Genomic DNA, 26,111 nt, shown 5'->3' on the forward strand with positions numbered 1-26,111 from the left:
CAATCAAAAAAACTTGTTTAGACAGGTCGTATAAATTACAGAAAGTCAACCACCTAGAAGTCAAGGGTCTTCGGTACTTACCGCTGCTCAACTGCTCCGCATTCATGACATTGACATTTGACTCGTTGATATTCCACCACTTCAATTGGTAAGGCTGCTAAACACACTACTTGCTGCTTGCTATAACCCAATACGGTTTACTTAAGGCTTGGGAGGCTTTAAGATTTTAAAAATAGGAGGATTAGTTTTTATTCCAGTACCTCTGTGTTTTACTTTTTTGGATTTAAACTTTGAAACAGGTTTTTTGACAACTCTTGGGTTGTTTCTCGCTCACTCTTGGCGGCAAAGTTGCATCAAGAATCTCCAAATTCAGCCAAGTTAAAAAAAAGGGATTTCCTGTGATTCTAATCGCTGAAATCTTGGAACAGCAAGACGAATAACTCGTAATGTACCCGTGAAAGAAATACTTAATGGGGAAATTTCTGCACTATGCGCTGTTTGACAAATTAATGACCGCACAGCCCAATGTCCTAATAATAAGCCATAAATTTCTTGTACTACTTCTCTGGGTCTTTGAGAGCGAACATGAGTTTTTATTTCTAACAGATGTACTTTGAGTTCATCAATTGTATTTTCCACTTCCCAACGTTGATGATATTCGGCAGCTAATAACTGTGCCGGAAATTTTTGAGAGTCTAATAAACTTCTAATTAAACGATACTTAGGAATGAAAATTTAATAACATCAGCGATGTATAATACATAAATGAGTGAATATGAATAGGTTTATGTTTCGGTAGAGATGTCAAATATTATACCTACTTGGTTCTTCTTATGTCGCCCATAATTTTTTGATTTGAATCATTTCTTACTAACTGAATTTATGTGTTACTCAGACGAAATTACTGATTTAGTGCGAAAACATCATCAGTCTTTATCTGAAAAAGACCAAAGAAAATATGCAGCGATAGAAGCCGTAAAACTTGGTCATGGTGGAATTATTTACATAGCCCGAGTTTTGGGAGTAGACAGGAATACAATAGCCAAGGGAATTAAGGAGTTAAAAAGTGAATCAGACACTACTTTTAATCAGCAGAGAATTCGCCGACGTGGAGGAGGAAGAAAAACTAGGGATTCTGAGATACCTGATTTAAATGAGCGTTTTTTAGAAGTCTTAAAAAACCACACAGCCGGAGATCCAATGTCGGAAAAAATTAAATGGACAAATCTTACCCAGAAACAAATAGTTGAAGGTCTGAAGGCTCAGGAAACAATAGTCAGTACAACAGTTGTTAAAAAACTGTTAAAAAAACATGGATATGTGAAACGTCAAGCTCAAAAAAAACAAACAACCGGAGTAACAAAGAATCGTAATGAACAATTTGAAAATCTGGCCCGAATTACGGAAGAGTATGAGTTACAGGGAAATCCAATTGTTAGTATGGACACGAAAAAGAAGGAATTTATTGGAAATCTATATCGAGAAGGAAGTCTATATACTACGGAAGCTATTACAACATTTGACCATGATTTTTGGAGTTTGGCTGACGGAAAAGTAGTACCTCATGGAATTTATGATCTGCAACATAACCGAGGATATTTAAACCTGGGAATCAGTAAAGACACGAGTGAATTTGCTTGTGAATCGATAAAATTATGGTGGGTTAATTACGGAAAATTTATCTACCCTCAAGCCAATTCAATTTTGATAAAATGCGACGGTGGTGGCAGTAATAATTCCAATCATCATATCTTTAAATCGGATTTACAAAAATTAGTTGACGAGCTAGGGATAGAAATTAGGATCGCACACTATCCTCCCTATACATCGAAGTATAATCCGATTGAACATCGTTTATTTCCTCACGTAACCAGAGCCTGTCAAGGAGTAATTTTTACTCCTCTTAAGTTAGTTAAAGAACTCATGGCAAAAACTCATACTAAAACCGGGCTTTCTGTGGTAGTAAATGTAATCGATAAAATTTATGAAACTGGTCGAAAAGTAGCTAAGGGATTTAAAGAAACAATGAAAATTATTTTTGATGAATATCTACCAAAATGGAATTATCGTGCAGTTCCGACTATTTAGCAGACGCTAAAGTTATTAAATTTTCATTCCTAAAGTCGTCTAAAGACGACTTTAGCTATGAGACAGGGGTTTAAACCCCTGTCTCATAGCTAATAACGAATAACTAATCTATGTCTACAAAAACCCGATCGCCCTCAATCTTTACCGGATAAGATTCCAGGGAATCGGCCGGTGCATTCAAACATTTACCGCTATCTAATTTGTACTGATACTTATGAAACGGACAGGTAATGATACCGTTATTTACCTTACCCATGTCGATCGGATATTCTAAATGAGTGCAAGCATTGCGGTAACAAGTGACATTCATGCCTTGACGATTCAAAATCACTGAAGTTTCGTCAACTTTTACCTTCAACACCCCCCATTCGGGAACTTGATTTAGGCCTGTTATCTCTACCCACATATAATCTTTCTCGGTTTACATAAATGATTGCAAATTAATGCGCGATCGCCCTTGAATGCAGCAAGGGCGATCGGTGCGACACTCTCCACACCTCAGAAATTAACCCTTTTCCTCGCCATCTCCCAGGTACAACCTGACGAATTCATCAGCCGCCTCCCGATTGAATGTCTGCAACGCTTGCTTAATCGCAAATACCGCCTCAGCGGATGGATCTCGTTCTTCGCTCACCCAACGGCTAACGTTTGAGCGATCGATTTCCATCTTTGCCGCCAATTGATATTGACTGATATCGTATGCCTCTAATATTTTTTTGAGGGCTTTACCTGCTCTTCCCATGCTCCCGATTGTGTCAGAGAGTCACCCTCCTGTAAACGTTGCTGATTGTCATCTAATGCGCTACACTGCGATTAGTTGACAATTAGCACCTATTAGATCGAGGAGATAGACCGCAATGACTCAAACACAGCTTTTTGTTTCCACAGATATCAACGAAACCCCGACATCGCAGCCAAATCCTGTGCCTGCTGAACCAGACCGGGAACCTGTGCTGATCCTAGTGATTGGCTCCCAGAAGGGAATCGATAAAATTGTTAGCGCACTCTACTTGCGTCGCTTTGCAGCAGTTCAAGAATGGTCGCAGATTTTACCTGCCCCGACTATCGGCAAGCTCATGCGGAGTTTGATTCGCTATGTTTCTTTAGATTAAATTGGGCAAAAATGCTCTTTTACATCAGACGCAGTGTTCTGCAAAACTGAAGGGGACGATCGCATTTTAAATTAAGTGCGATCGTTTCTTCCTTCTCAATTTAATTGTAAGGCCGATCAAATACCAGAGTCTGGCTGGTGCGATCGCCTCAATATATGACGATCGTCCTCAAACATACTATTCACTTGTCCCTTACGGATGAATCTGACTCAAAATCACCCGCAACCGATCGTAATCATCCTTCAGCAAAACACTCAAACTCCTACCCGCTTCCACCAACCAAGATCGATCGCGCATCCGCAACTGATAAATCTCCCGAATCGCCGCCGCCGTCAGCGCCTCCACCGGCGCATTAGCCACCCCCAGCAGCGTCCTCAAAAAATCCAACTGCACCGTAAAATCAATCACTTCATCCGGTTCGCAGCGATAAACCGCCTGGTGAATTTGCGGCGGGCGCGGCGGCAAATACTGATAAATTTTACCCCTCGATGGGCCGTGACCGTTCAACCTTTCCGGCGCAGCCTCATACCCGACAATCGCCACTCGAAACTCGGTTTTGAGCATCGCAAAAATCTGCGGTTGTTCCTCCCGCAACTCTTCCAGCGACAAACCCAAAGCGCGAGCTCTGTGTACCGAGTCGATCGGGCTAGTCGTAGCGTAATAAACCACGCCGTAAATTTGATTTTTCGACTCTTCATCCTCGGCCTTCACCCAACTGCCAAAAGGTGGCATCACGGGAAAACTTAAGTCTTCCGGTTCCAAACATTGAGCCAAAAACTCCGAAGTTGCCGTCTCGATTACCTCAGCAATGCGATCGGGATGGCGCTCTTTTGTAGCAAATTGGGGTAAAGGTAAACGCATAATTTTAGTTATTAGTTATTAGTGATTAGTTATTAGTTATTAGTCATCACAGGACTTACGCAGAAACTAATTATACCAAATCCGGCTTTAATACCCCTTTATTCTTGAGTCTCGCGTTGCGCGGACTTCGTTTGTGTAGTCGCGGTTTCAACCGCCGATTCTTATAAAGAGCGGTTTCTAACCCGGATTTGGTATTACCAATGACCAATGACTAATGACCGATAACGACTGACTATTTCGCGCGACCAGCCGTAGCATCCACAAGTTCCAACTGCGACAGGCGGAACGTAATCAGCTTGTCCCAATTCCCGCCTTCAAACAGTACCGCGACTTTCCCGTCGCTAACTCGCTGGACTTGTCCTTGAAAGGCGTAGTAAATTTCACCCTTATCTTTAACTCGAACTGCCGAACCTGGAAAAATCATAATTGTTTGAATGTTATGTTTGCTGTTTACAGTTTACCTTTTCTTGGCGATCGAGACTTGATGCTAAAACAGGCAAGATGCCTGTTCCACAAACTAAACAGGCAAGATGCCTGTTCCACAAACTAAACAGGCAAGATGCCTGTTCCACAAACTAAACAGGTTTCTTGTGGGGAGTAGGGGTTGGGCATCCCGCCCGCCCATCAAAAGCTGATTAACAATCCAAGATGTGAGTTAGGCTAAGGCTGCTACGGAAACTTTACCGGCAATGCGGCCCGCGATCGCCCGCAACTCCCTAGCTGAAGCAGAACCCGGTTGCCCCACCACGATCGGCACCCCCGAATCGCCACCTTCCCGCAAGGGAATTTCCAGCGGAATGCGGCCTAACAGCGGCACTCCCAACTCAGCAGCAGTCTTTTCCCCGCCACCGGAACCGAAAATATCGTATTGCTTGTCGGGCATATCCGGCGGCACAAAATAGCTCATGTTTTCCACAATTCCCAACACCGACACTCCCAACTGCTGGAACATCTTCAGCCCCTTGCGGGAGTCCAACAATGCCACAGTCTGCGGTGTGGTCACGATCACAACACCGGCCATCGGCACAGCCTGCGCCATTGTCAACTGCGCGTCTCCAGTACCCGGAGGCATATCGACAATCAGATAGTCTAAATCGCCCCAATTCACCTGATAGAGGAACTGTCGAATGATCCCGTTCAACATCGGGCCGCGCCAAATCACGGGTTGGTCTTTGTCAATTAAAAACGCCATCGACACTAATTTAACGCCGTAGTTGAAGGCTGGTTCGAGGCTTTCCCCGCTTTTTCCGTCCCTAACCATCACTTTTGCGTCCCCCAAACCCAACATATTGGGGTCGTTGGGCCCATAGATATCCGCATCCAGCAAACCCACCTTAGCGCCGGTTTGCGCTAGCGCTACTGCCACGTTTACCGCCACCGTGCTTTTGCCGACGCCACCTTTGCCACTGGAAATTGCGATAATATTTTTAACGCCTTCAATGCCTTGGCGATCGACCACTCCCTTCTGCTGCGGCGTCTCGGCTGTCACCTCCACCGCCACTTTTTCGACTCCTGGCAACTGTTTGACCGCTTTTTGGCAATCTTCGACAATAAATTCTCGCAGGGGGCAAGCAGGCGTTGTCAGCACTAAAGTGAAACTGACGACACCGCCGTCAATTTTTATGTTACGAATCATGTTCAATTCCACCAAACTCTTTTGAAGTTCGGGGTCTTGCACGGGTCGCAGGATTTCTAAGACTGAACTAACATCGAGTGTATTGGGCATTGTGTTCTCCACCATAGCTCTGCAATTGGGTTAGCGAATTTTCGATCGCAGGTTTAAGTATATTTTTATTGCTATTTTTTAATGTAACTTCATAGCGATCATTTGCAGACCTACGGTGGCATAATTACATGACGACTGGATTTGGGATTCATCGCCCATCTAAAACTCAAATCTGACAACAGAAAATTTTATGACAGTTTCTACAACACTTAAAACAGCCACTTCCCCGTTTTTGCCGCCGGCTGACTCTAGAGCTAGAGTCAGCCAATTTATGAAAAGCCTACAAGACGAAATTTGTCAATCCCTCGAACAGCTCGATGGCGTTGGCAAATTTAAGGAGGACTCTTGGGAACGCTCAGAAGGCGGCGGCGGACGTTCTCGCGTCATGCGCGAAGGCAATATTTTTGAACAAGGGGGAGTCAATTTTTCCCAAGTCTGGGGCGAAAGTTTGCCGGCTTTGATTCTGGCAAAGCACCCAGAAGCTGCAGGTCACGATTTCTATGCAACGGGAACTTCGATGGTGCTGCACCCCCGCAATCCCTACTTGCCTACGGTTCACTTGAATTACCGCTATTTTGAGGCCGGCCCGATTTGGTGGTTTGGCGGCGGTGTGGATTTGACTCCTTATTACCCGTTGGCTGAAGATGCAGCTCATTTTCACAAAACTCTGAAAGCGGCTTGCGATCGCCACCATCCCGGATATTATCCGACATTTAAACTCTGGTGCGACGAATATTTCTACCTCCCTCACCGCCAAGAAACCCGTGGCGTGGGCGGTCTGTTTTTTGACTACCAAAGCGCTCAAGGCGCGCTTTACCGCGACCATAATGTCAAAGGCAAGGCCGCTGAGTGCAGCAACAACATTGGGGCGCCGGAACCTAGAACTTGGGAGTCGCTGTTCGCCTTCGTACAGGATTGCGGCCGGGCATTTTTGCCGGCTTACACTCCTATTATTGAAAAGCACCGATCGAAAGAATACGGCGATCGCGAGCGTAATTTCCAACTTTACCGCCGCGGCCGTTACGTTGAATTTAACTTAGTGTACGATCGAGGCACGACCTTTGGCTTACAGACCAACGGACGCACCGAATCGATTCTGATGTCCCTGCCACCTTTGGTACGCTGGGAATATTGTTACGAGCCAGAACCCAACTCTCCCGAAGCCGAACTCTACTCCAAGTTCTTAAAACCGCAAGATTGGGCGAATTGGATGCCTCAGCAGTCACCGACCTGAGTTAAACTACTGGGACAGTAACCACCGCGATAGATAATAAATTTGAGGGAAGGGTCAGTGATTCATATTGATCAAAAAACCCACACGCTTCAAGACGGTACAACAGTTATCGTCTTAGCACCGACAGGACGGTTGGACATCACTACAGCTTGGCAATTCCGCCTCAAGTTGCAAGAGTGTATTTCCAAACTTAGCCGCCATGTTGTAGTGAATCTTGGTCAGGTTAACTTTATCGATAGCTCTGGCCTGACCTCACTTGTAGCAGGTATGCGGGATGCGGATAAAGTTAAGGGAAGTTTCCGCATTTGCAATGTTCATCCCGAAGCCAAACTGGTGTTTGAAGTCACCATGATGGATTCTGTGTTTGAAATCTTTGAAACGGAAGAAGAAGCTCTAGAGGGGGTGCCGCGCGCAAGTTGACCACTCCCGCTTGCATCGGTTGCGGTGTAAGCGCAATTTAAGCTTGAGGCTCACAAAATGCGCCGGAGCCCTGCACAAGAACAGGAAGCAGGTAAATTCTTGCCAGCTTCCTTATGCTTTCTTCCTTTGTAGAAAGGTTGAGAGGTTCACCAAAACACTAAAGTAGAAGAATAGGTCAAGGTAAAGTCTTGCCTTCTATCCTAGATAGCTAAATCTTTCTTTCTTGTTTCTTGTTGCTTCTTACTTCAAACGCCTATCTCAGCAGCAAAATCCTGACGCTTGACAAATCTAAAAGGACCCATTAAAGCTCCCCAGATAGCCTTGCCTGTCGTGGGGCTTATTCCTTTGTCGTAGCTGAGAAATTCCTCGCCTGCGGCTTCAAATCCCAAGTCTACTTGGTAATTTTGCCCCCCGTAGGCAAAGCCGCAGCGAGTGCCCTCCGGCAAAGATGCGCGAAATCGATAGCTGTTTGAGGCTAAATTTTCCACTGCAACCGAGAGGGTGCAGCCGGGAAGGAGTTGGATTTGCTCCTTCGTTAGCTTTCTAAGCAAGTCGGGGTTGCAACCGGCTCCTTTGACGGCTGCGATATCCTTGAACATATAATACTGAGCTTCAATCAGTCCTGGCGCTATCTGTGAGTGCCTCAGTTGCACGATGCGGGGGCGGTATGGCTTGTCTAATTCCAGAATGTTGGCTTGTTCGGCAAACAGGGCAATGCTGGGTTCGGAAAATAAAGGAACGGGTAGTGGTCTTTGCCACATACGAAGGTGGACGTACCACGCCGGCTCTGCTAGCGCTTGTTCCCGGTTGTCAAATTCGCCCGCCATGTACTGGGCTAAAGCTATTAATTCAGGAGAAATTGTCATGTTTGTTTGATTTTTCACGATTAGGGTTGACAAGGAAAAGTTGTTATGATATGTAAGACCATATCAAGGCTGGGCAAGTCAGAAGATTAGATTTATGAGCGATCCCAGAAGAGCTATGATTGTAAAGATACTGGGGTTTTACCCTCCTATTGCGACATATTAATTGTTGCTGCCGATCGCGCGTAAAATATTTTTGATAAAATTTTGTCTCGCAATCCGGCGGCAACGCTTAAAAAACTGGCAATCTTTGTCAGCCCGATCGCAGAATTGACTCCCCGACTTTACTCACGCCGCGCTGGCACGCCCGCTACGGCAAAATTATTTATCTATAAGACTCAGGTGAACAATAACCGTACTGTTTCAGATACTAAGCGAAGTTTCTATACGATTCACACTCGACCGATCAACTCAATTTACCGTCGAGTGGTGGAAGAGTTGATGGTAGAAATGCACTTGCTTTCGGCCAATGCCGATTTTCAATACGACCCGATTTATGCTTTGGGTGTAGTGACAGCTTTCGATCGATTCATGCTTGGGTACGCCCCAGAAGCCGACAGACTTTCGATTTTTAACGCTTTGTGCAAGTCCCTAGAAGACAATCCAGATCGCTACAAGCAAGACGCTCAGCGATTGGAAAACTTGGCAGATCGACTTTCCGGGCAAGAGTTGCTCTCGTGGCTCGATCGCTCGATCAGCTTTGAAGATACAGCGGATTTGCAAGCGTCTTTAGGGGCGATCGCCACCAACCCTCAATTTAAATACAGCCGCTTATTCGCGATCGGTTTGTTCTCGCTATTAGAAAAAGCTGACCCTAACTTAGTAAAAGACCAAGAAACGCGAAACGACGCGATCGCTAAAGTCAGTGCGGCCTTGCACCTCCCAGAAGACAAAGTTAGCAAAGATTTAGATTTGTACCGCAGCAATTTGGAAAAAATGGCTCAAGCGCGAATAGTGCTTCAAGATGTCATCCAAGCGGAACGGAAAAAACGCGAAAAGCGAGAGACAAAAGTTACCGCTGGCCCTTCGGCTGAGTCTTCTGACAGCAGCAATTAATCGTTTGAAAGAAGGAAGAAGGAAGAAGGAAGAAGGAAGAAGGAAGAAGGAAGAAGGAAGAAGGAAGAAGGAAGAAGGAAGAAGGAGGAGAGAATTTTTTGTTTTAGGTAAGAAATAAAGAAAACTCTTAAATTTTAATTTTTTGTTCTTGAATTCTGGCTTCTGCCTTCTGGCTTCTGCCTTCATATCGTTTCCGGTTGCATCAAAATAATAAAATCGAGTCAACAGTTAACACTCAACCATTCAGTTTTTCCACCCCTCCTTCTACAGTCAACAGTCAACAGTCAACAATCACGGACGGTGCAACCGGAATTGATATCAGATGAATCTTGCTGGCTCAGAAACTAAAAATCCCGCTTTCTGAATTGAGCGGGATCTACTTAATCAAAATAGAGTTGTTGGGGTGGTACTAAGGCTGTGGCTCAAAATTAGTGGCGTTAGCTTGCAGCCAAGTGCTTAGCTGTGAAAGAACTTCGTTTCCCGAAGACTTGCCCAAAGCTGTGGGGTTTGGGGTGTCGGGCCTATCCAAGTTGCGGGCGATCGCTGCGTTGACTTCTTTGGAAATCAAATCGTGAAGTTGCTCTTTAGCCCTAGCCCTTTGAAAGTGAGCTCCCTCTTCCGTCGTAGCGTACAGAGGTGGCAGCCTATTTAAAGCATAAGCTGCAATATCTCCCACATCCAGACTCAGGTCGCTCGTCGCCTCAATTTCTGCCACCCTAGCGATCGCATCGCTGAGCACCAATTCTTCCATCACGTTGATGAACTGTTTGCGTGGCAGAACCACAACTTCGCCAGTCAACAAAGAGCCCATCAGACGATCGAGAGCCATGTACTCTTCGATCGACAATTCCGAAGCCGTATTGCATATCCGTCCCACCTCAGCTTCCATAGACGGCGTTAAATAGCCATCCTGCAAAGCCTGTTCAACAATTTTTTCAATACTCATATATGCGTCCCCGCTCAACGGCATCATCAATAAAGTTTTGTGAAGACGCGATTGTTAGCGTCTTGAGATTCGAGTTTTGAGAGTTGAGTTGAGAAATTTTATACAAATCCTAACTCAATACTGATAACCCATCACAGTTATCTGCACACCCCAGCCACAAACTTACCCCATAATTGACTGATAAATCCGTCAAAACCTGTAAAAACTCCTACTCAACTCCCTGAAGCCGCCAAGGTACAGGATCGACGGACTGCCCATGCACGTAAAGTCCCCAGTGCAGGTGAGGGCCTGTGGAAGCCCCTGTTGACCCCACAGTACCAATTACTTGACCGGCTTTCACGACATCGCCTTCCTTGACATCAATCCGGCTGAGGTGCATCAAAATACTTGCTACCCCCTGACCGTGGTCGATACCAACCACGTTTCCGTGGATTTTGAAGCCTTGAGATTCACGTCCCACTAGAGACACGCGACCTGCTGCTGGTGCCACTACAGGGGAACCGGAAGCACCCGCGTAATCAACGCCGCGGTGGTAGTAGTCTTGAGCAAATACCCCATTATAATAACGTCGCACCCCGTAAATAGTAGTAATTTCGCCGGAGTTGGGGCGCAACAATTTGCCATCCCAAAATTTTTCGGGTGTCACCAGTGCTTTAAATGCGTCTACGCGATCGAATTCGGCATCTGTACCTTCCTCGTCTTTCCCAGGCGGTAGCCAGATGGATTGAGTGGGAAAATTTCGCGATCGCACTTGCACGCTCAAGTTCTGCACTTGTCCATCACCTGCGACTTGGATTTGGCGAGCACCGGATTTCTCTACCGGCGTCGTCGGCAGCAGGGCCCGAAAGCGGCCGTTGCCGATCGGAAATGCGGGGTAGTTTTTTTGCTGTAGAGAAACTGTTGGAGTTTCCCCGCCGTTACCGTCAACCTGAATCATTACTGACAGCGTATCTCCCAGTTGGGGATTGGCCGGCGTCACAACTACCTGCAAAGCTTGTACCGGCAGGGCAAAACTTAAAAGGCCAGCAACAATTCCCCCGATCGAACTGGCGGTTAGCTTGTTTGCTTTCAACTGCCCCCACCGCAAAATCCGACCTGTAATTATTTCCGTACTTGGCCCGCAGTTGTCTCGATTCACAGTCATTACCATCACTAGCAGTCCTTAACCTTTCTCTCGCTGATATATTTTTAACTATCTACACTAACTTTAGCAATCCGCAATAAAAATTCCTGTAGTGCGGGGAGGAAAGCCCGCTTCAGTTAGACGCTCACACTACCGTTTCCACTACAAATCTAGGAGAACCCAAGTTTCAACAGAAACACTCTTCATCTCTAAGCGGATGGGATTATATTTTATCAGTCCTAGCTACTGTTGCATAACTTTTAATAATTGGTATTAGTTATAGTTCACGGCGCCACAACAGAATTATCTTTAACTCCTCTGCTGTTAAATCAATTCTTTCTTGGCCGTTTATTTGCCGAGAATGTTCCTCAAACTCTCTAGTTATTAGACCTCTTGCAAAAGTCAAAAACTCACCCCCCTCAGTCCCCCCGAAGCCGCGGGGGGAAGCAAGAAAAATTAGGCTCCCTCCCCGCGACTTCGGGGAGGGTTGGGGAGGGGTCTCAGCATTTTTGCAAGAGGTCTATTGTAGCCTGTTTTTGGCAAAATAGTATTGATTCCCTATTTTAAAATCTCACATCTAAAATTGTATGAGATAAAAATTGAGAATGGCTATAATCTTATCACCTAAATTTATAGGGATTCAAAGGTAGCGGTGAAACCATTTAAGGTCAAGCATTCTTCCATAAATTCCTCTACATCATTGACATCCTCAAGCTGATATTCCATAATGCGTTGAGCATCGCCTTTCATCTTTTTGGAAGAAAGAGGCGTAGCGGGATATTTATCAGCGATCGCTTTGAAAGCTTTGGAATGGGTATCCCAGCTTGCAGCAGAACATTTTATGATTAAAAGCCACATGATTAAATTCCTCCTTTGGTTGGGTTTAGTAATAGTCTGGCACGAGTAAAACTTAGATCGATAGTGCCGAAAAATCCAGGGATTCTGTGGTTTGGAAAAAAGCTAAAAGCCGAGCCACTATGTGAGCAACACCACCCTTAACATTAGACTCAACATTCAAAGGCATCACCGGATCATGGAGTGATAAGCGTAACAGAAACCAGCCGGATTCGCTAGGTGACGTGCAGGAAATTCGCAGACCTTCGTAGTTATTGGGAACTATTTTCCAGTCTGCTTGCGTTGAGACAAATTGTTGCAGTTGTTCAATAACGCGATCGCCGTGAGCCTTGAAATCATCTACACCAAGTTTAATCCGAAATTCTGCACTTTCTTCGGGTTCTTTTAAATTCGCAATTAAATCTGGCAAAGATTGGTTTGCTAGCTTTGACTTAGCCAATTCAATCAATAATTTGCTGACCAAATAAGCGCCATCATCCAGAAAATAATTTTCTTTCAAAGCTCCATGTCCAGAGGTTTCAATCGCCAGCCATGATTCCTGTCCGGCTTCATTGAGGCGAATCGACTCGTCAATCACATTTTTGTAACCGCGTTTAAAGCGATGGTGAATCCCTTTTAGATCCTGTTCGATGAATTGTGTCAAGCCATCGGAGGTGATAGAATCCGTGACAATGGTAGAGCCTGGGTGTTCTTTTAATACGATCGCCGAAATCAAGGCAATTAAGCGATTGCGATTGAGTTCCTTGCCCACTTGATCCACGGCCGCACTGCGATCGACATCGGTATCAAAAATAATCCCAAAATCAGCATGATGTTCAATTACCGCTTGACAAATCGACTGCATTGCCTGTTTATCTTCGGGATTTGGCACATGATTGGGAAAAGTACCATCTGGTTCTAAAAACTGACTGCCGGTGGTGTCTGCACCTAAAGGTTTTAAGACTTTATCAACATAAAAACCGCCAGCACCATTGCCCGCATCCACAACAATTTTTAATCCTGTTAGTGGTTGCTCAAAATTATCGGGATGATTTACTGATTCCCTAATCTTTGTGACAAATTGGTTAGCATAAACTGAGATAAAATCATGCTTTGTAATCTGACCGGGCGATGAGGCTGGCTGAAAATAATTGCTTTGGGCTAGTGTTAAGATATCTGTAATATCCTGCTTTTGTAACCCACCTTTGGCAGTGAAAAACTTTAAGCCGTTTCGATTAAATGGCAAATGGCTAGCAGTGAGCATAATCGCGCCGTCGCAATCAAAACCCGGGGTAATGGTACTCATAAACATGGCGGGGGTTGAGGCCATGTCAAAGTCGTACACTGTTGCACCAACTGAGGCGATTCCCTCCATGACAGCTTGCATTAAGGTTGGCCCTGATAGGCGACTGTCACGCCCGATCGCGATCGTTAATTCTGTCGCTGGTTTATTGACTTTTTGCACCAGCCAACTGACAAAGGATTTACCTAAGATTGTCGCAATTTCGGGCGTTAGGTTGACTTTTTCATTGGGAACGCCTTCGAGGGCGATACCGCGAATGTCTGATCCATTTTGAAGTTTTGTCCAGTTGAAGATTTGCATAATAATTGATAGTTAGTAGAAAAATAGGAGTCGGCTGTAGAAAGTGATCGTACAAACTTTCGTTTGCCGCTAGACGGTTCGACTCAGCTTCGCCGAACTTCTTTCACAGACTAAGAAATAAAGACGGGAGAAATCTAGGATTTGGTATTATTAGTCATTACGGTGACAGAGTTTTTCAATTCAATCAGCTAATCGGCATTTAAGTTGTATTTAAAGAAACAATCCCAGTCTTGTGGGTGGGATTTGAGCAACGCCCAAAATATCCAATTGAAATGTTGAACCGCTTACTGAGAATTTTGGCCCCATCACCGCTAAGCTTAAGCTCTAATTTCTTAGTCGCGTTCAACGCTGTAAATTGCCTGCAAGCGGAACTCACCATGAGGGGGAACTTCCACAATATCTGTAGCTGCATTGGTCGTTTCTACGCAGAGTAAACGCTGATAATCTGCATCATCAAGGTCGGCCATATTTGCAGAAATTGTCACCCAGGGATTCCACACTACGACGGATTTACTACCCGATGATTTAATGCGAATCCGGCGATTGAGGGCGCTATCGTCAATGACTAATTCATTGGTGACATCGAGATAAATGCGATCGACTTCACTTGTTACTACCACTGCACCTACTTGAGTTTTTTCGACACCACCATCCGCTTTATCAAGATACTGGCTATTTTCTAAACCTAAAACCTGCACGCGGTTGATATCCCCGACTTGGAAATAGGTGTGGAAAGCTTGGGTGAGGGGAAATGCTTTATCGCCTAGATTGCGGGTGATTAATTCTACACTGAGGCTGGTGCCGATCGTAATTGCGATCGCCAGTTCAAAAGCTTGGGGCCAAATTGCTCTAGTTTCATCGGTATCCTTGAGTCCGAGAGTGACTTTGGTGGCGCCGTCGGGGGTTGTGGCGGTTTCTAGCACATTCCAGAGGCGATTCCGCACAAACCCATGACTCGGACGCCCCAAGGCTTCGGGATCTGGGCCAAACCAGGGCCAACAGATGGGTATACCGCCTTTGATGGCTTTCCCTTCTGCATAGTAGGCTTTGTCGCTGAGGAACATCAAGTCTGTGGTTTCGGTGGCTGGTTGAAAGGAGAGCACTTGACCGGAATACACAGAAATTAAGGCTTTGGCTTGACCGTTGTCGATGTGAATCATCGGGAAACCACCGTTTCCCATGGCGAAGGTGAGGTGGCCGGCAATGCCGTAGTCTGTGTTTAACTGGTCAATACTCATGCTGTTAGCTTAGTTAATTGCTTTACAATTATCCGATATTATGGTTGCCAGATTGATTAGATTGTTGGGTTGGACGGGGGAAGGTGCGATCAACACAATCATGCACTCAGAGAAACGAATTGGGAGTGCCAAGTGATCGCAAGGCGATGTGCGTTCGATCGCACATCGCCTTGCTGAGTTCTCCGTCAGCCAGCTAATGCAGCAGTTCATCAAAACACGGCGCAGCCGCCAAACTCCGCATCTCTTCGAGGGTGATTTCAGGTGACAATTGCCAGAAATGCGCCTAAAACAAGCCAAAGAGCGCTATCCGAGTGACTGCATCCGCTAGCGTTCGCATCGAATCACGTCACGGCAATGGGAACCTGCCTTGTACTTGAGGCCGCATCAAAAAAGCCTTTATTGAGCGACTGGTTTACAGAAACACTAAAAAATTTATTCCTAGTGGATTTGTGTAAAACCGACGATCGCAAATTCGCTTAATTACCAAGCGCGATCGTATTGAATAGGAGCAGGAACGGATTGACGTAGTTGCTTCGCAGCCCGCATCGGCCAATAAGGATCGCGCAGCAGTTCTCTGGCAAGTAATACCATATCTGCTTGACCTGTACGGATGATGTGGTCAGCCTGCGCGGGTGCAGTAATCATACCAACGGCTCCGGTGGCGATGTTGGCTTCGCGTCGAATGCGATCGGCAAAAATAGTTTGATAACCTGCACCCGTCGGAATCTTTTCACCCGGTACAATTGCGCCTGATGAACAATCGATTAAATCAACGCCCAGTGACTTTAATTTATCGCTGAGTGCAATACTTTGTTCAATATCCCAACCATTTGGAACCCAATCGGTTGCAGAGATGCGAACCCAAAGCGGTGTTTGATCCGGCAAAATATTTCGCACCGCTTCTACGACTTCACATAGGAACCGGATGCGATGCTCAAAACTTCCGCCATAGTCATCAGTCCGTTGATTGCTCAAGGGAGACATAAATTCATGCAGTAGATAGCCGTGAGCGGCATGAATCTCGATTACGTCAAATCCGGCTTCGAGGGCGCGTTGGGCTGCGTTCACAAAGAGTGTCGTCTGCTTCTGAATGTCTTCGATACTCAGAGCTATCGGGGCGGGGCTACCGGGTTCAAATGGAATGGCGCTAGGGGCGATCGAAGTCCATCCTCCTTGAGATTCCGAAAGCACATCGCCGCCCTCCCACGGAAGCGCTGTACTGCCTTTTCGACCTGCATGAGCAAGTTGAATTCCTGCAACCGCACCGTTGCGGTGAATTAACTCGACGATTCGCGCCAACATTTCAATGTGAGCGTCTTGCCAGATCCCCAAATCTTGTGGCGTAATTCGTCCTTCAGGCTCGACTGCCGCTGCTTCAGTCATCACCAGCCCTGCCCCTCCTACGGCTCGACTGACGAGATGAACCAGATGCCAATCATTCGCGAATCCATCAACGCTTGAATATTGACACATGGGAGAAACTGCAATGCGATTTCGGAAGGTAACGCCACGTTGATCGAATGGCTCAAATAAATGCGACATGGTTGTAAATGCGTGAGTTATAAAATGCACAGATGTCAAGTACAGACTTTCTTCACATTGGGAAGTTGACTGAGCTCATTCCACCAAGTCCGCAGTTTCGGAGTTTGAGCGATCGTTGCTTTGTACTCTGGGGCCTGCGATAGGTAGGTCAAGACCGGAATTAGGTAGAAATCGGCAATGCTCAGTTCGTCACCGAGCTAATACGGGTGTCCTACAGTTAGGGAGTCGATCGCCTCCAGTGCAGTCTTGACAGGTGCGACGGCAGCTTTCTCCAAGCTACATCCCGAATGGACAAGTCATTTTGAGGTATCAAGAGCAACGACAAAATTACTTGTCTAAAACCTAAATCTTTATTGTTAGCAAAACCGGGGATTACTAGAAAAAGACACAAAAGTGCCTGAGTAATTATCCACTATATCGGCTCAATCCGCACGACACGTTTGACTAAAAAAGATTTTAACTGGTCTTTTTTACCGATCGCCGATCGGTGAACATACACCATGATAAAACCGCTCAATACAAAAAAGTAATCAACACCGCTCCACCCAGCCTGAAATAAATTTAAAAAAAGTAACTTGATTTAATCTCTCGGCGCTCATCTCGTTAAGGTAAAACATTACCGCTAACACAGCCGCAATCCCTCGATAAACGTGCAAGAGGTTAAGCTTTTTGTGAAGACTTGAACTCTGTGCCATGAAAAAATACCTTAGTCAAGGGTGGCCATTGTGCTTGTGGCTCAACTATAGTCAACGCGCCAAACATAGTCCACACATTAGATACTATAATATAACTTTATATTTTTTTCATAAAGTTGTGCAAGAAGACTTCCGACTGATCGTTGACTTAGTTCTAGTTCTCGCTGCTGCCGCAGCAGGAGGACTCTTTGCATCGCTGTTGCGACAGCCGGTAATTCTCGGCTACCTGCTGGGAGGGATCGTAGTTGGGCCGGCCGGTTTGGGGCTGATTAAAGAATTAATTCAGGTAGACACCCTGGCTGAATTCGGGGTTGCCTTTCTGTTGTTTGCCTTGGGAGTGGAATTTTCTTTCGCCGAACTCCAGAAAGTTAAAACCATTAGTTTGGGCGGGGGGGGCTTGCAAATTGTGCTGACGATCGCCATTACTACTGCAATTTCCTTGGCTGTAGGCTGGGTAGAATCGCCCGCTCAAGGCGTGTTTTTAGGAGCGATTCTGTCGCTTTCCTCGACTGCGGTTGTACTCAAGTGCTTGATGGAGCGCAATGAATCCGGTACTTCCCACGGTCAAGTCATGCTGGGAATATTAGTAGTTCAAGATTTGGCTTTGGGGCTAATGCTAGCAGTTTTGCCGGCACTCAATCAGCCAGCAGAAGAGATCGGCATGACGGTAGCGTGGGCCCTGCTGCGGATCGGGTTATTTGCTATCGGTGCTGTAGTCGCGGGCATTTGGCTGGTACCGCAGTTGCTGCGCTACCTGGCGAAAACAGAAAGTCGGGAACTGTTTTTGCTGGGAGTTGTGGTTTTGGCTTTAGGGATTGCACTGCTGACAGAATATTTGGGTTTTTCGATCGAGATGGGCGCATTTGTGGCGGGTTTAATGATTTCGGAGGTGGAATATGCCGACCAAACTCTAACTTATGTTGAGCCTTTGCGAGATATTTTTGCATCCTTATTTTTTGTCACCATCGGAATGTTAATTGACCCGATGTTTCTGTGGAACCATCTAGAAGTAATTCTGGGACTGGTATTTATAGTATTTGTCGGCAAATTCTTGATTATAACGCCGATCGTCCGACTATTTGGCTATCCGCTCAAAACAGCATTAATCACAGGTTTGGGCTTAGCTCAAATAGGAGAATTCTCCTTTGTACTCGCTAGTTCCGGCCAAGCTATGGGGCTGGTTTCGCGGAACGTTTACCTGTTAATTTTAGGAACGACAGCAGTCACCCTCGTGCTGACTCCGTTTGTGTTGAGAAGCGTTCCCCAGTTATTGAAATGGGCAGAAAATTTCGGGCCTTTACAGCGCTATTTTGACGAAACATCTCAACCTGTGGCAATAGCTGAAACTTTGCCGGAACAAAATTATGTTGTGGTTTGCGGCTACGGGCGAGTCGGCAGAATTTTAGTCAAAATGCTGCAAAGCCGCAACTGTTCAGTTGTGGTGATCGACGAGTCAGAAAGTAGAATTCAAGATTGCAGAATGCAAGGAATTCCTTACATTTACGGGAATGCTGCCAGCTTGCACGTATTGGAAGCCGCGCGGGTGGAACGGGCAAAAGCCATGGCGATCGCCCTTCCCGATCCCATGAGCACTCGCTTGTGTCTGAAGCGGGCTTTAGAATTAGTCCCGGATTTGGATATTGTGGTGTGTGCGAACCAAGATAAAGACATCGAACTGCTTTACCAACTGGGGGCCTGGGAAGTCGTGCAGCCGGAGTTTGAGGCGAGTTTAGAACTGTCTTCCCACTTGCTGGCTGGCATGGGACTTTCGGCAATGGCGATCGGGCGAGATGTGCAGCAAATTCGCAGCAGCCGCTATCTGGAATTGCGGCCACCGCGCGAACCTTTGGCGATTTCGCGGGATTTGAAAGTGGCGGTTCGAGATATGAACAGCGAGTGGTACAGCTTGCCGTCGGGTTCTCCCATCGCCAGCATGACTCTGGAAGAAACTAACCTGCGCCAGTTGACAGGAGTCAGTGTGATGGCGATCGTCCGCGAGAATGGCGAGGAAATTGATTATCCTAACGGCAAGACAGCTTTGCTGTCGGGCGATCGACTTTTTGTAGTGGGAGAACCGGAAGAACTCATCAGTTTTGAGTTGCTGGCGAAGGGGGAAGTTGCTGTGCCGCAGGGCGACAGTTCTTGCCAGTGGCTGAGGCTGCCAGCAAACAGCCCTTGGGCGGGCAAAAAACTGTCAGAGGTAGATTTGCTAACCCAGTACGGGGTGCAGGTGCGGGCGATCCGCCGGGAAGGGAAATTTACTCGCTGGCCGGACGGAACTAGCAATTTGCAAGAAGGCGATCGTTTGCTGCTGTGCGGCGGCTTCTACGAGCTCGGCTTGATGCAGCGGACGGCCTCACCACCGATGCCACAACCTGCTTTAAAGCTGCCTTTGGTCAAGGCCCAAGTCAGCGAAAAGCTGTTTAGCGATTAGGGAAGGAAGAAGGAAGAAGGAAGAGGGAAGAAGGAAGAGGGAAGAAGGAAGAGGGAAGAGGGAAGAGGGAAGAAGGAAGATTTGTTCCACTGTCTCCCTCTCCCAATCTCCCCCTCTCCCTCTCTCCCAATCTCCCCCTCTCTCTCTCCCACTCTCCTCAGCCGTTGGGTTTGAGATAAGCAATTGCTGGCCGCGAGATCAGAATTTGTGTTTCTGAGGGATCGAGGAGGCAAATGCAGCTATTATCCTGCCAAAAAATTCTGCCCGCTAGTAAGTCGCCGGTCAGGAGTTTGAGCTCCACCTGTTTTTTGTCTTTGATGTAGCTTTGTATTAAGCGAACACTGGGCAATCCGGTTTCAAATTCAGACATAGTTCAGAAAAATATAGTCAAATATTACCTTAAACCATATTCTTCTGTTTATACCGTTTAACCCTTACTGCCGCAACTACAAGCGCGTCTAGCCGAGGAGGGATAAACCAGTTTGCCGCTATTTTTCGACCGATATTCATTGAGCCATTGACATCAGCATTAATTAGATATCCCTGTGGAGTTATAAAAATTATATTGTTTATATTTCAGTAGAAAGGACTATAAATTGCATAAAGTTTTATAATACTGGGAAATGGGTAATTTGGTCAGCAAATTATCGAATCAGTTTTAACCAAAAGAGGTTTGTTTTTATGCCGATCGAGTTTGCGAAGTATCACGGACTGGGAAATGATTTTATTCTGATTGACAATCGCCACTCGTCAGAACCAGTGATCACGCCAGAACAAGCTGTGGATTTGTGCGATCGACATTTCGGGATTGGCGCAGACGGTGTGATATTTGCTCTTCCGGGTCAAAACGACACTGATTATACGATGCGGATTTTTAACTCCGACGGTTCGGAACCGGAAATGTGCGGCAACGGGATTCGCTGTTTGGCTAAGTTTATCGCCGATTTGGAATCGAAAGAAATTCACCCCCCCCAACCCCCCCTTGCTAAGGGGGGGAGTGAATCGAAAGAAATTCACCCCCCCCAACCCCCCCTTGCTAAGGGGGGGAGTGAATCTAACACTGAGTACCGGATTCACACAGGTGCGGGCGTTATTATCACCGAATTGCGATCGGACGGTCAGGTGAAGGTGGATATGGGGGTTCCCCGGCTGCTGGCGGCGGAAATTCCGACAACTTTGGCTGCATCGGATGCCAAAGTTATTGATGTGCCGATCGAAGTTGCTGATAAATCTTGGTCTGTTACCTGCGTCAGTATGGGCAATCCTCACTGCATTACTTTTGTAGAGGATGTTGCGGCTGTTGCTTTAGAAACTGTCGGGCCTCAATTCGAGCACAACAAAGCATTCCCGCAGCGTACCAATACCGAATTTATTCAAGTGATACGTTCGGATTACGTAAAAATGCGGGTGTGGGAAAGAGGCGCGGGTGTTACTCTAGCTTGTGGGACTGGTGCTTGTGCTGCTGTGGTAGCTGGGGTGTTGGTAGGGAAGTGCGATCGGGCCACTGCGGTTGAACTCCCCGGCGGCGTTTTGGAAATCGAATGGGCAGAAGTTTCTGGGCGGATTTACATGACCGGGCCGGCACAGCGAGTATTTACTGGTTGTATTAGTCATTAGTCCTCAGTCATCAGTTATTAGTCATTAGTTATTAGTCATTGGTCATTGGTCATTAGTCATTGGTCATCAGTCATTGGTCATCAGTCATCTATGGGTGGTTTAAGGCAGTTTTTTGTATAATTGACAAAAAATTGAAATTGGATAATTCAAAATTTTTCTTGAATTCTGACTAAGGTCTTCCCCGTTGAGAACTAATTGGCTGCGGACTAATGACTACTGACTACTGACTACTGACTAAAATCTCATGACTAATGACTGATGACTAAGGACTAATGACTAAAATCTAAAATCTAAAATCTAAAATCTAAAATTAAGTAGGTGGGCTGGCATGGCTGGAGGTATTTATCTGATTCAGGACGACGACAGGCTGGTAGAAATGATGGAACAGCCCTACGACTCGGAAGACCAGTTACAAGACTTGCTAGTAACTTATCCCAATTTGATCGCGGGAGACCAAATCGATCGGGCGACGCCGCGCAGGTGGCTGTTAATTTCGCGGGAAGCAGCAGTGGCCAGCGATGAGGAAACAGCGGTGCAGTGGTCGCTGGATCATTTGTTTCTCGACCAAAATGCCGTTCCTACTTTGGTTGATGTCCGGCGAACTCCTAATGCTGATATCCGGCAAAAAGTTTTGGGTCAGTCGATCGACTATGCTGCTAATGCGTTGTTTTACTGGCCGATCGATTCAATTATTGCTCTGTTTGAAGCTAATTGTCGCGATCGGGGTCGCGATCCCGAACAGATTTTTGAAGAGTTTCTCGGTGCAAATGCTAATGAAGAAAGATTTTGGCAGAAGGTTAAAACTAATTTGCAAGCGGGTAAAGTTCGCTTAGTGTTTGTAGCTGACGAGATTTCCGCTGAAATGCGCCGAGTTGTGGAATTTCTCAACGAACAAATGGACCCAGTTGAAGTTTTAGCCCTGGAAATTAAGCAGTATGTAAGTGAAGACGGTTTGAAAACGCTGGTTCCCAGAGTGATCGGTCAGACAGCCGAAGCACAGCAGAAAAAATCCAGCGCAACGCGCGAAAGAAGGCGCTGGGATGAATCTTCATTTTTTGCGGAAATCAAAGCTAGACGAGGCGCGGACGAGGCGCAAATGGCAAAAGCAATTTACCTTTGGGCGAAAAGTCAAGAACCCGAAGTTCAAATCCACTGGGGAACGGGGGACGCCTACGGCGGTTTCGCCGCTCAATTGCCTCAAAAGGGAAGAAAACCCTATCAGTTATTCACTGTAGATATTGCTGGCAGAATGGAGATTTCTGCTAACAATTACGGTTCCCAGCCGCCGTTTAATGCGGAACAAAATTGGCTGGAATTGAGAAGTAAGCTGAGTTCGATCGGTCTGTCGCTACCTACAGAACCGGGCGAGAGAAGGTCGCCGAGTCTGGCTTTGTTTACTTTGCAAGATGAATCTGCACTGAAGCAAGTTATGGAAACTTTTGATTGGGTGATTGAGGAAATTAAAGCGTTATAGTCAGTAGTCATTAGTCATTAGTCAGTAGTCATTAGTCAGCAGTCAGTAGTCATTAGTCATTAGTCATTAGTCCTTGGTAGTTAATAATTGGTTACGATCGACAACAAATAACAAATAACCAATAACAACTAACAACCTACAAATCACCAATAACAACTAACTAATGACCACTAACTAATGACTACTGACTACTGACTACTGACTAATATCGAATATTAGCTTGTTTCAAACGCCGCAATGCTTCTCCCAGTCGATCGCAATCTGCAATCAAGCTAATTCTCACATATCCTTCGCCACCCGGCCCAAAAGCATTCCCAGGAGTCACCACAACACCCGTTTGCTGCAAAACATTCAGGGCAAAATCAGTCGAACTCATGCCGCGAGTACAGGGAACCCACAGATACATTGCAGCCAGAGGTTTAGGAATATTCCACCCTAATTCTGCCAATCCTTCCACCATGAAATCCCGGCGAGTCCTGTAACGATTCTGCACTTCGTGCAAGTAACTGTCCGGCAATTGCAGTGCTGTTTCTGCTGCTGTTTGCAAAGCGGAAAATATACCGTAATCTAGGTTAGTTTTTAATGTCCGCAAACCTTGAATAATTTTGCTATTTCCTACTACAAAACCGACGCGCCAGCCTGCCATATTGTAGGTTTTGGACATGGTGTGAAATTCGACACCGATTTCTTTACCGCCGGGAATTTCTAATAAACTTGTCGGTTGATAGCCGTCAAAGGCTAATTCCGCATAACACAAGTCGTGAACCAGCAAGATTTGATGTTTGTGTGCGAAAGCAACAATATCTTTGTAAAATTCGCGGGGTGCAGTTGCTCCAGTCGGATTACTGGGATAATTAAAGTAGAGTATTTTGGCTTGTTCGGCTACGCTGTCGGGAATGTCGGCTAAGTCAATTACCCAGTCATTTTCTGGTTTGAGAATGATGTTGTGAACTTTTGCACCGGCGATGATTGGGCCGCGAAATAATACGGGATAAGCAGGACTTGGTACTAATATTAAATCCCCTGGATTGATATAGGCGATCGCAAAATGTGCTAAACCTTCTTTAGAACCCAACAGAGGCAATGCTTCGCTTTCTGGATCGAGTTCAACGTTGTAGCGGCGGCTGTACCATTTAGTAATAGTACGGCGAAAACTGGCAGTTCCTTCAAAGGGTGGATAGCCGTGATTTGCAGAATTTTGGATGGCTGCGACGGCGGCTTCTACTACTGGTTGAGGAGTGGCACCGTCGGGGTTTCCCATTCCTAAGTCTATTAAATCGAGTCCTTGTTCGCGGGCGCGGGCTTTGAGTTCGTCGAGACGGGCAAATACGTAGGGCGGTAGTTTTTGCAACCTGTCAGCAGGGGTAATCCAATCCAAGGTCATTTATTTTTTGTCAGTTGTCAGTTTTCCTGGTTTGTAGTAAGGACTTTCATCCTTGCTAGCACAGCCTTTTCAGGACTTTAGTCCTTACTACAAACTGTTTTAATTCTTAATCTTTAATTCTCCCACAGGTGCGGTGGTAGAAACCATCGCTGCCATTAATTGTTGGGGAACAACTTTAAAAGGCAGTCGGTGGATGTCGGAATTGGGATTGCAGGCTATGTCGGCGGCGCGCTGCAATTCTGCTATGGTAATGTCTCCGAGTCCTAGGTTGTCTAAAGTTTGGGGTAATCCAATCTCGGCGTAGAATTTTAGCAGTTGCTGTCTGGCGCTAGCGGCGAGTTGATTGTTTTGCAGCATTTCTTCTAGTCGCAGTTGTACTAAAATGCCGTAGGCGACTTTTTCGCCGTGCAATGTGCCGTGACTTGCTAATAGATGAGTTAGGCCGTTGTGGACGGCGTGGGCGGCGACGGTGCGACATTGGGCGCCGCCAATTCCGCCGATTACTCCTGCTAGCAATACCGCTGCATCTGTGACTTCTTGCCAGGTTTCGCTACCGGGTTCTTTGAGGGCGGTGGCTGATTTTTGGAATAATATATCGCGCAGTATTCTAGCTTGTTGAACGGCCGAAATAATCAGGGTTTGTTCCGAGTGTCCGCTGCTGACTGATGCTTCGTACCATTTGGCGATCGCATCTCCAATTCCTGCTACTAATGTCCGCTGTGGTGCGGTTTGAATTAAGCCGTAGTCGAGTATTAATAAGTCGGGACATCTGGCTAATGTGACATCGTATTGGAATGCACCTTCTTCTGAATAAATGTTAGAAAGGGCTGTCCAAGCGGCACAGGTGGCTGCTGATGTGGGTATGGTGACGATCGGGATTTTGCACTGATAAGCGACGAGTTTGGCTGCGTCTAAGGCTTTGCCGCCGCCGACACCGATGATGAAATCGGCTTCATGCGTTTGGGCTGCTGCGCGGAGGGTTTCGAGGCTGGTTTCGCTGCAATCTTTGCCGTATGCTGTTTCGGCGGATTTTAACTGCTGCTGTTCGAGGATTGGTTGCAGGTAGGGTTGGGCGGCGGCGAGGGAGTTGCTGCCGCCGACGATTAGCGGGCGCTTTCCGAAACGGGCGATCGCATCTCCGGCTTGTGCGATCGCCGATCGACCCCGCAATACACAGGCGGGAGCAATTGTCAAGGAATAAATTGCAGTTGGGGTGGCGGTTTTAGTGCTTTGGGTTTGAGTCATCGAACCACTGGATAAGTGACGAGAAGGTTGACGCTTTGCAGGATTGCTGGATTTTATAGGATAACTCTAACCCATGTTGGGCGATCGGGTAAGTTTTGTAAAGTTTTTATTAAGTATTGTGCGGGGTTGGGGGATGGGAGGGGGGAGTTGAGGGGCGAGCGCGAGTATTCACCCAATTGTAGACTTCCAATTCGATCGTTTTAATAATGTATGTTGCATAGTGCTGAAAGGACAGATGCTTTGCTTCAGCATAACAATTGTAGATTGAGAAGCTTTACAGTGTTTGATATGTTCTTTGTCGATCGCTATTGTCAAGGAAGGAGCTAGTCACGATATGCTCTGCTTTTATACCAGCCTCAATCAGTAATTGGCTTAAACCTTCCTCGCAGTTATCCTCTTCAATTACAACTTGATTATCGACTAAACCAGCATGAAACAGAATCGTGTCAATGCTTCATTAAGAAAAGGAGAGTCTGACGGGGAGTAAGAAGGGTTTGACATACATGAGCAACTTGGGGTATTGTGTGGTTATATGATGTATTGTACAATGTCTGCGACACAATTATACGTTCGACTGCGGAGTTACCAGTAGGAAATAGCCGCAAGCTTGTTTATT

At 46.3% G+C, this 26,111-nt stretch carries 25 protein-coding genes and 1 pseudogene; 8 read left to right on the forward strand and 18 right to left on the reverse strand.

The features are described from left to right. Positions 1–378: 378 nt before the first annotated feature. Positions 379–720: pseudogene (locus QUA43_RS04150) on the reverse strand (transposase); the annotation flags it as partial. A 162-nt stretch (positions 721–882) separates the two neighbouring features. On the opposite strand from QUA43_RS04150, the gene QUA43_RS04155 reads away from it, so the two are divergent. Further along, on the forward strand, positions 883–2,088 hold the full coding sequence (locus QUA43_RS04155) for an ISAzo13 family transposase (protein ID WP_333371286.1): 1,206 nt from the start codon (positions 883–885) through the stop codon (positions 2,086–2,088). Positions 2,089–2,191: 103 nt separating this feature from the next. On the opposite strand, the gene QUA43_RS04160 is transcribed toward QUA43_RS04155, so the two are convergent. Further along, positions 2,192–2,494, reverse strand: coding sequence for a Rieske (2Fe-2S) protein (locus QUA43_RS04160; protein ID WP_333371288.1), 303 nt, complete (start codon positions 2,492–2,494; stop codon positions 2,192–2,194). Between the two features lie 99 nt (positions 2,495–2,593). Then, positions 2,594–2,830 carry a helix-turn-helix transcriptional regulator gene (locus tag QUA43_RS04165; RefSeq protein ID WP_333371290.1) on the reverse strand — a complete coding sequence of 79 codons (237 nt, stop codon included), beginning with the start codon at positions 2,828–2,830 and terminating at the stop codon, positions 2,594–2,596. Between the two features lie 115 nt (positions 2,831–2,945). Here QUA43_RS04165 and QUA43_RS04170 point away from each other — a divergent pair, with 115 nt between their 5' ends. After that, positions 2,946–3,200 carry a peptide ABC transporter substrate-binding protein gene (locus QUA43_RS04170; protein WP_333371292.1) on the forward strand — a complete coding sequence of 85 codons (255 nt, stop codon included), beginning with the start codon at positions 2,946–2,948 and terminating at the stop codon, positions 3,198–3,200. A gap of 192 nt (positions 3,201–3,392) precedes the next feature. Here QUA43_RS04170 and QUA43_RS04175 read toward each other — a convergent pair whose 3' ends face one another. From QUA43_RS04175 to QUA43_RS04185, 3 genes are all read right to left on the reverse strand, one after another. Further along, positions 3,393–4,061 carry an HAS-barrel domain-containing protein gene (locus QUA43_RS04175; RefSeq protein WP_333061313.1) on the reverse strand — a complete coding sequence of 223 codons (669 nt, stop codon included), beginning with the start codon at positions 4,059–4,061 and terminating at the stop codon, positions 3,393–3,395. A 232-nt stretch (positions 4,062–4,293) separates the two neighbouring features. After that, a complete protein-coding gene (locus tag QUA43_RS04180) occupies positions 4,294–4,485 on the reverse strand; it encodes an NAD(P)H dehydrogenase subunit NdhS (RefSeq protein WP_015175937.1) in 192 nt (63 codons plus the stop codon). 231 nt (positions 4,486–4,716) lie between these two features. Further along, positions 4,717–5,787 carry an Mrp/NBP35 family ATP-binding protein gene (locus QUA43_RS04185; protein WP_333057242.1) on the reverse strand — a complete coding sequence of 357 codons (1,071 nt, stop codon included), beginning with the start codon at positions 5,785–5,787 and terminating at the stop codon, positions 4,717–4,719. A gap of 190 nt (positions 5,788–5,977) precedes the next feature. Here QUA43_RS04185 and hemF point away from each other — a divergent pair, with 190 nt between their 5' ends. After that, entirely contained in the window at positions 5,978–7,021 is a 1,044-nt protein-coding gene (hemF, locus tag QUA43_RS04190) for an oxygen-dependent coproporphyrinogen oxidase (RefSeq protein ID WP_333371294.1), read from the forward strand. A gap of 57 nt (positions 7,022–7,078) precedes the next feature. Then, entirely contained in the window at positions 7,079–7,441 is a 363-nt protein-coding gene (locus QUA43_RS04195; protein ID WP_006631392.1) for an STAS domain-containing protein, read from the forward strand. A gap of 245 nt (positions 7,442–7,686) precedes the next feature. On the opposite strand, the gene QUA43_RS04200 is transcribed toward QUA43_RS04195, so the two are convergent. Next, complete coding sequence (locus QUA43_RS04200; RefSeq protein ID WP_333371296.1) at positions 7,687–8,307, reverse strand: chromophore lyase CpcT/CpeT; 621 nt, start codon at positions 8,305–8,307, stop codon at positions 7,687–7,689. A gap of 339 nt (positions 8,308–8,646) precedes the next feature. Here QUA43_RS04200 and psb29 point away from each other — a divergent pair, with 339 nt between their 5' ends. After that, positions 8,647–9,360 (forward strand): photosystem II biogenesis protein Psp29, encoded by a 714-nt coding sequence (psb29, locus tag QUA43_RS04205; RefSeq protein ID WP_333371383.1) that lies wholly within the window; start codon positions 8,647–8,649, stop codon positions 9,358–9,360. A 409-nt stretch (positions 9,361–9,769) separates the two neighbouring features. On the opposite strand, the gene QUA43_RS04210 is transcribed toward psb29, so the two are convergent. The 7 genes from QUA43_RS04210 to QUA43_RS30790 all read right to left on the reverse strand — a co-directional run bounded on the left by QUA43_RS04210 (position 9,770) and on the right by QUA43_RS30790 (position 16,831). Further along, complete coding sequence (locus QUA43_RS04210) at positions 9,770–10,306, reverse strand: late competence development ComFB family protein (RefSeq protein ID WP_006631395.1); 537 nt, start codon at positions 10,304–10,306, stop codon at positions 9,770–9,772. A gap of 208 nt (positions 10,307–10,514) precedes the next feature. Then, positions 10,515–11,456, reverse strand: a complete 942-nt coding sequence (locus tag QUA43_RS04215) for a M23 family metallopeptidase (protein WP_333371385.1) — start codon at positions 11,454–11,456, stop codon at positions 10,515–10,517. A 603-nt stretch (positions 11,457–12,059) separates the two neighbouring features. Beyond that, positions 12,060–12,287 carry a hypothetical protein gene (locus tag QUA43_RS04220; protein WP_333248460.1) on the reverse strand — a complete coding sequence of 76 codons (228 nt, stop codon included), beginning with the start codon at positions 12,285–12,287 and terminating at the stop codon, positions 12,060–12,062. 52 nt (positions 12,288–12,339) lie between these two features. Then, a complete protein-coding gene (locus QUA43_RS04225) occupies positions 12,340–13,866 on the reverse strand; it encodes a phosphomannomutase/phosphoglucomutase (protein ID WP_333371298.1) in 1,527 nt (508 codons plus the stop codon). A 332-nt stretch (positions 13,867–14,198) separates the two neighbouring features. After that, the gene (locus QUA43_RS04230) at positions 14,199–15,104 is read right to left on the reverse strand and encodes a D-hexose-6-phosphate mutarotase (protein WP_333371299.1); all 906 of its coding nucleotides are present in this window, start codon (positions 15,102–15,104) and stop codon (positions 14,199–14,201) included. Positions 15,105–15,584: 480 nt separating this feature from the next. Next, complete coding sequence (locus tag QUA43_RS04235; protein WP_333371300.1) at positions 15,585–16,646, reverse strand: NADH:flavin oxidoreductase/NADH oxidase; 1,062 nt, start codon at positions 16,644–16,646, stop codon at positions 15,585–15,587. Positions 16,647–16,681: 35 nt separating this feature from the next. Further along, complete coding sequence (locus tag QUA43_RS30790) at positions 16,682–16,831, reverse strand: glutathione S-transferase family protein (protein WP_445301947.1); 150 nt, start codon at positions 16,829–16,831, stop codon at positions 16,682–16,684. A 628-nt stretch (positions 16,832–17,459) separates the two neighbouring features. Between QUA43_RS30790 and QUA43_RS04240 the strand changes: the two genes are divergently transcribed. After that, the gene (locus QUA43_RS04240) at positions 17,460–19,775 is read left to right on the forward strand and encodes a cation:proton antiporter (protein WP_333371302.1); all 2,316 of its coding nucleotides are present in this window, start codon (positions 17,460–17,462) and stop codon (positions 19,773–19,775) included. Between the two features lie 157 nt (positions 19,776–19,932). Here QUA43_RS04240 and QUA43_RS04245 read toward each other — a convergent pair whose 3' ends face one another. Then, entirely contained in the window at positions 19,933–20,145 is a 213-nt protein-coding gene (locus QUA43_RS04245) for an Hfq-related RNA-binding protein (RefSeq protein WP_333371304.1), read from the reverse strand. Between the two features lie 311 nt (positions 20,146–20,456). Here QUA43_RS04245 and dapF point away from each other — a divergent pair, with 311 nt between their 5' ends. Further along, a complete protein-coding gene (gene dapF, locus QUA43_RS04250) occupies positions 20,457–21,392 on the forward strand; it encodes a diaminopimelate epimerase (protein ID WP_333371306.1) in 936 nt (311 codons plus the stop codon). A gap of 328 nt (positions 21,393–21,720) precedes the next feature. Then, positions 21,721–22,866: a hypothetical protein gene (locus QUA43_RS04255; RefSeq protein ID WP_333371308.1), complete on the forward strand. Its 1,146-nt coding sequence runs from the start codon at positions 21,721–21,723 to the stop codon at positions 22,864–22,866. Between the two features lie 202 nt (positions 22,867–23,068). On the opposite strand, the gene QUA43_RS04260 is transcribed toward QUA43_RS04255, so the two are convergent. From QUA43_RS04260 to QUA43_RS04270, 3 genes are all read right to left on the reverse strand, one after another. Then, entirely contained in the window at positions 23,069–24,250 is a 1,182-nt protein-coding gene (locus tag QUA43_RS04260) for an aspartate aminotransferase (RefSeq protein WP_333371310.1), read from the reverse strand. Between the two features lie 99 nt (positions 24,251–24,349). Beyond that, on the reverse strand, positions 24,350–25,495 hold the full coding sequence (locus QUA43_RS04265) for an iron-containing alcohol dehydrogenase family protein (RefSeq protein ID WP_333371312.1): 1,146 nt from the start codon (positions 25,493–25,495) through the stop codon (positions 24,350–24,352). Positions 25,496–25,769: 274 nt separating this feature from the next. Continuing rightward, positions 25,770–25,946, reverse strand: coding sequence for an element excision factor XisI family protein (locus QUA43_RS04270; protein ID WP_333371387.1), 177 nt, complete (start codon positions 25,944–25,946; stop codon positions 25,770–25,772). Positions 25,947–26,111 lie beyond the last annotated feature (165 nt).

The organism is Microcoleus sp. N9_B4 (assembly GCF_036701635.1).
Taxonomy (GTDB): Bacteria; Cyanobacteriota; Cyanobacteriia; order Cyanobacteriales; family Microcoleaceae; genus Microcoleus.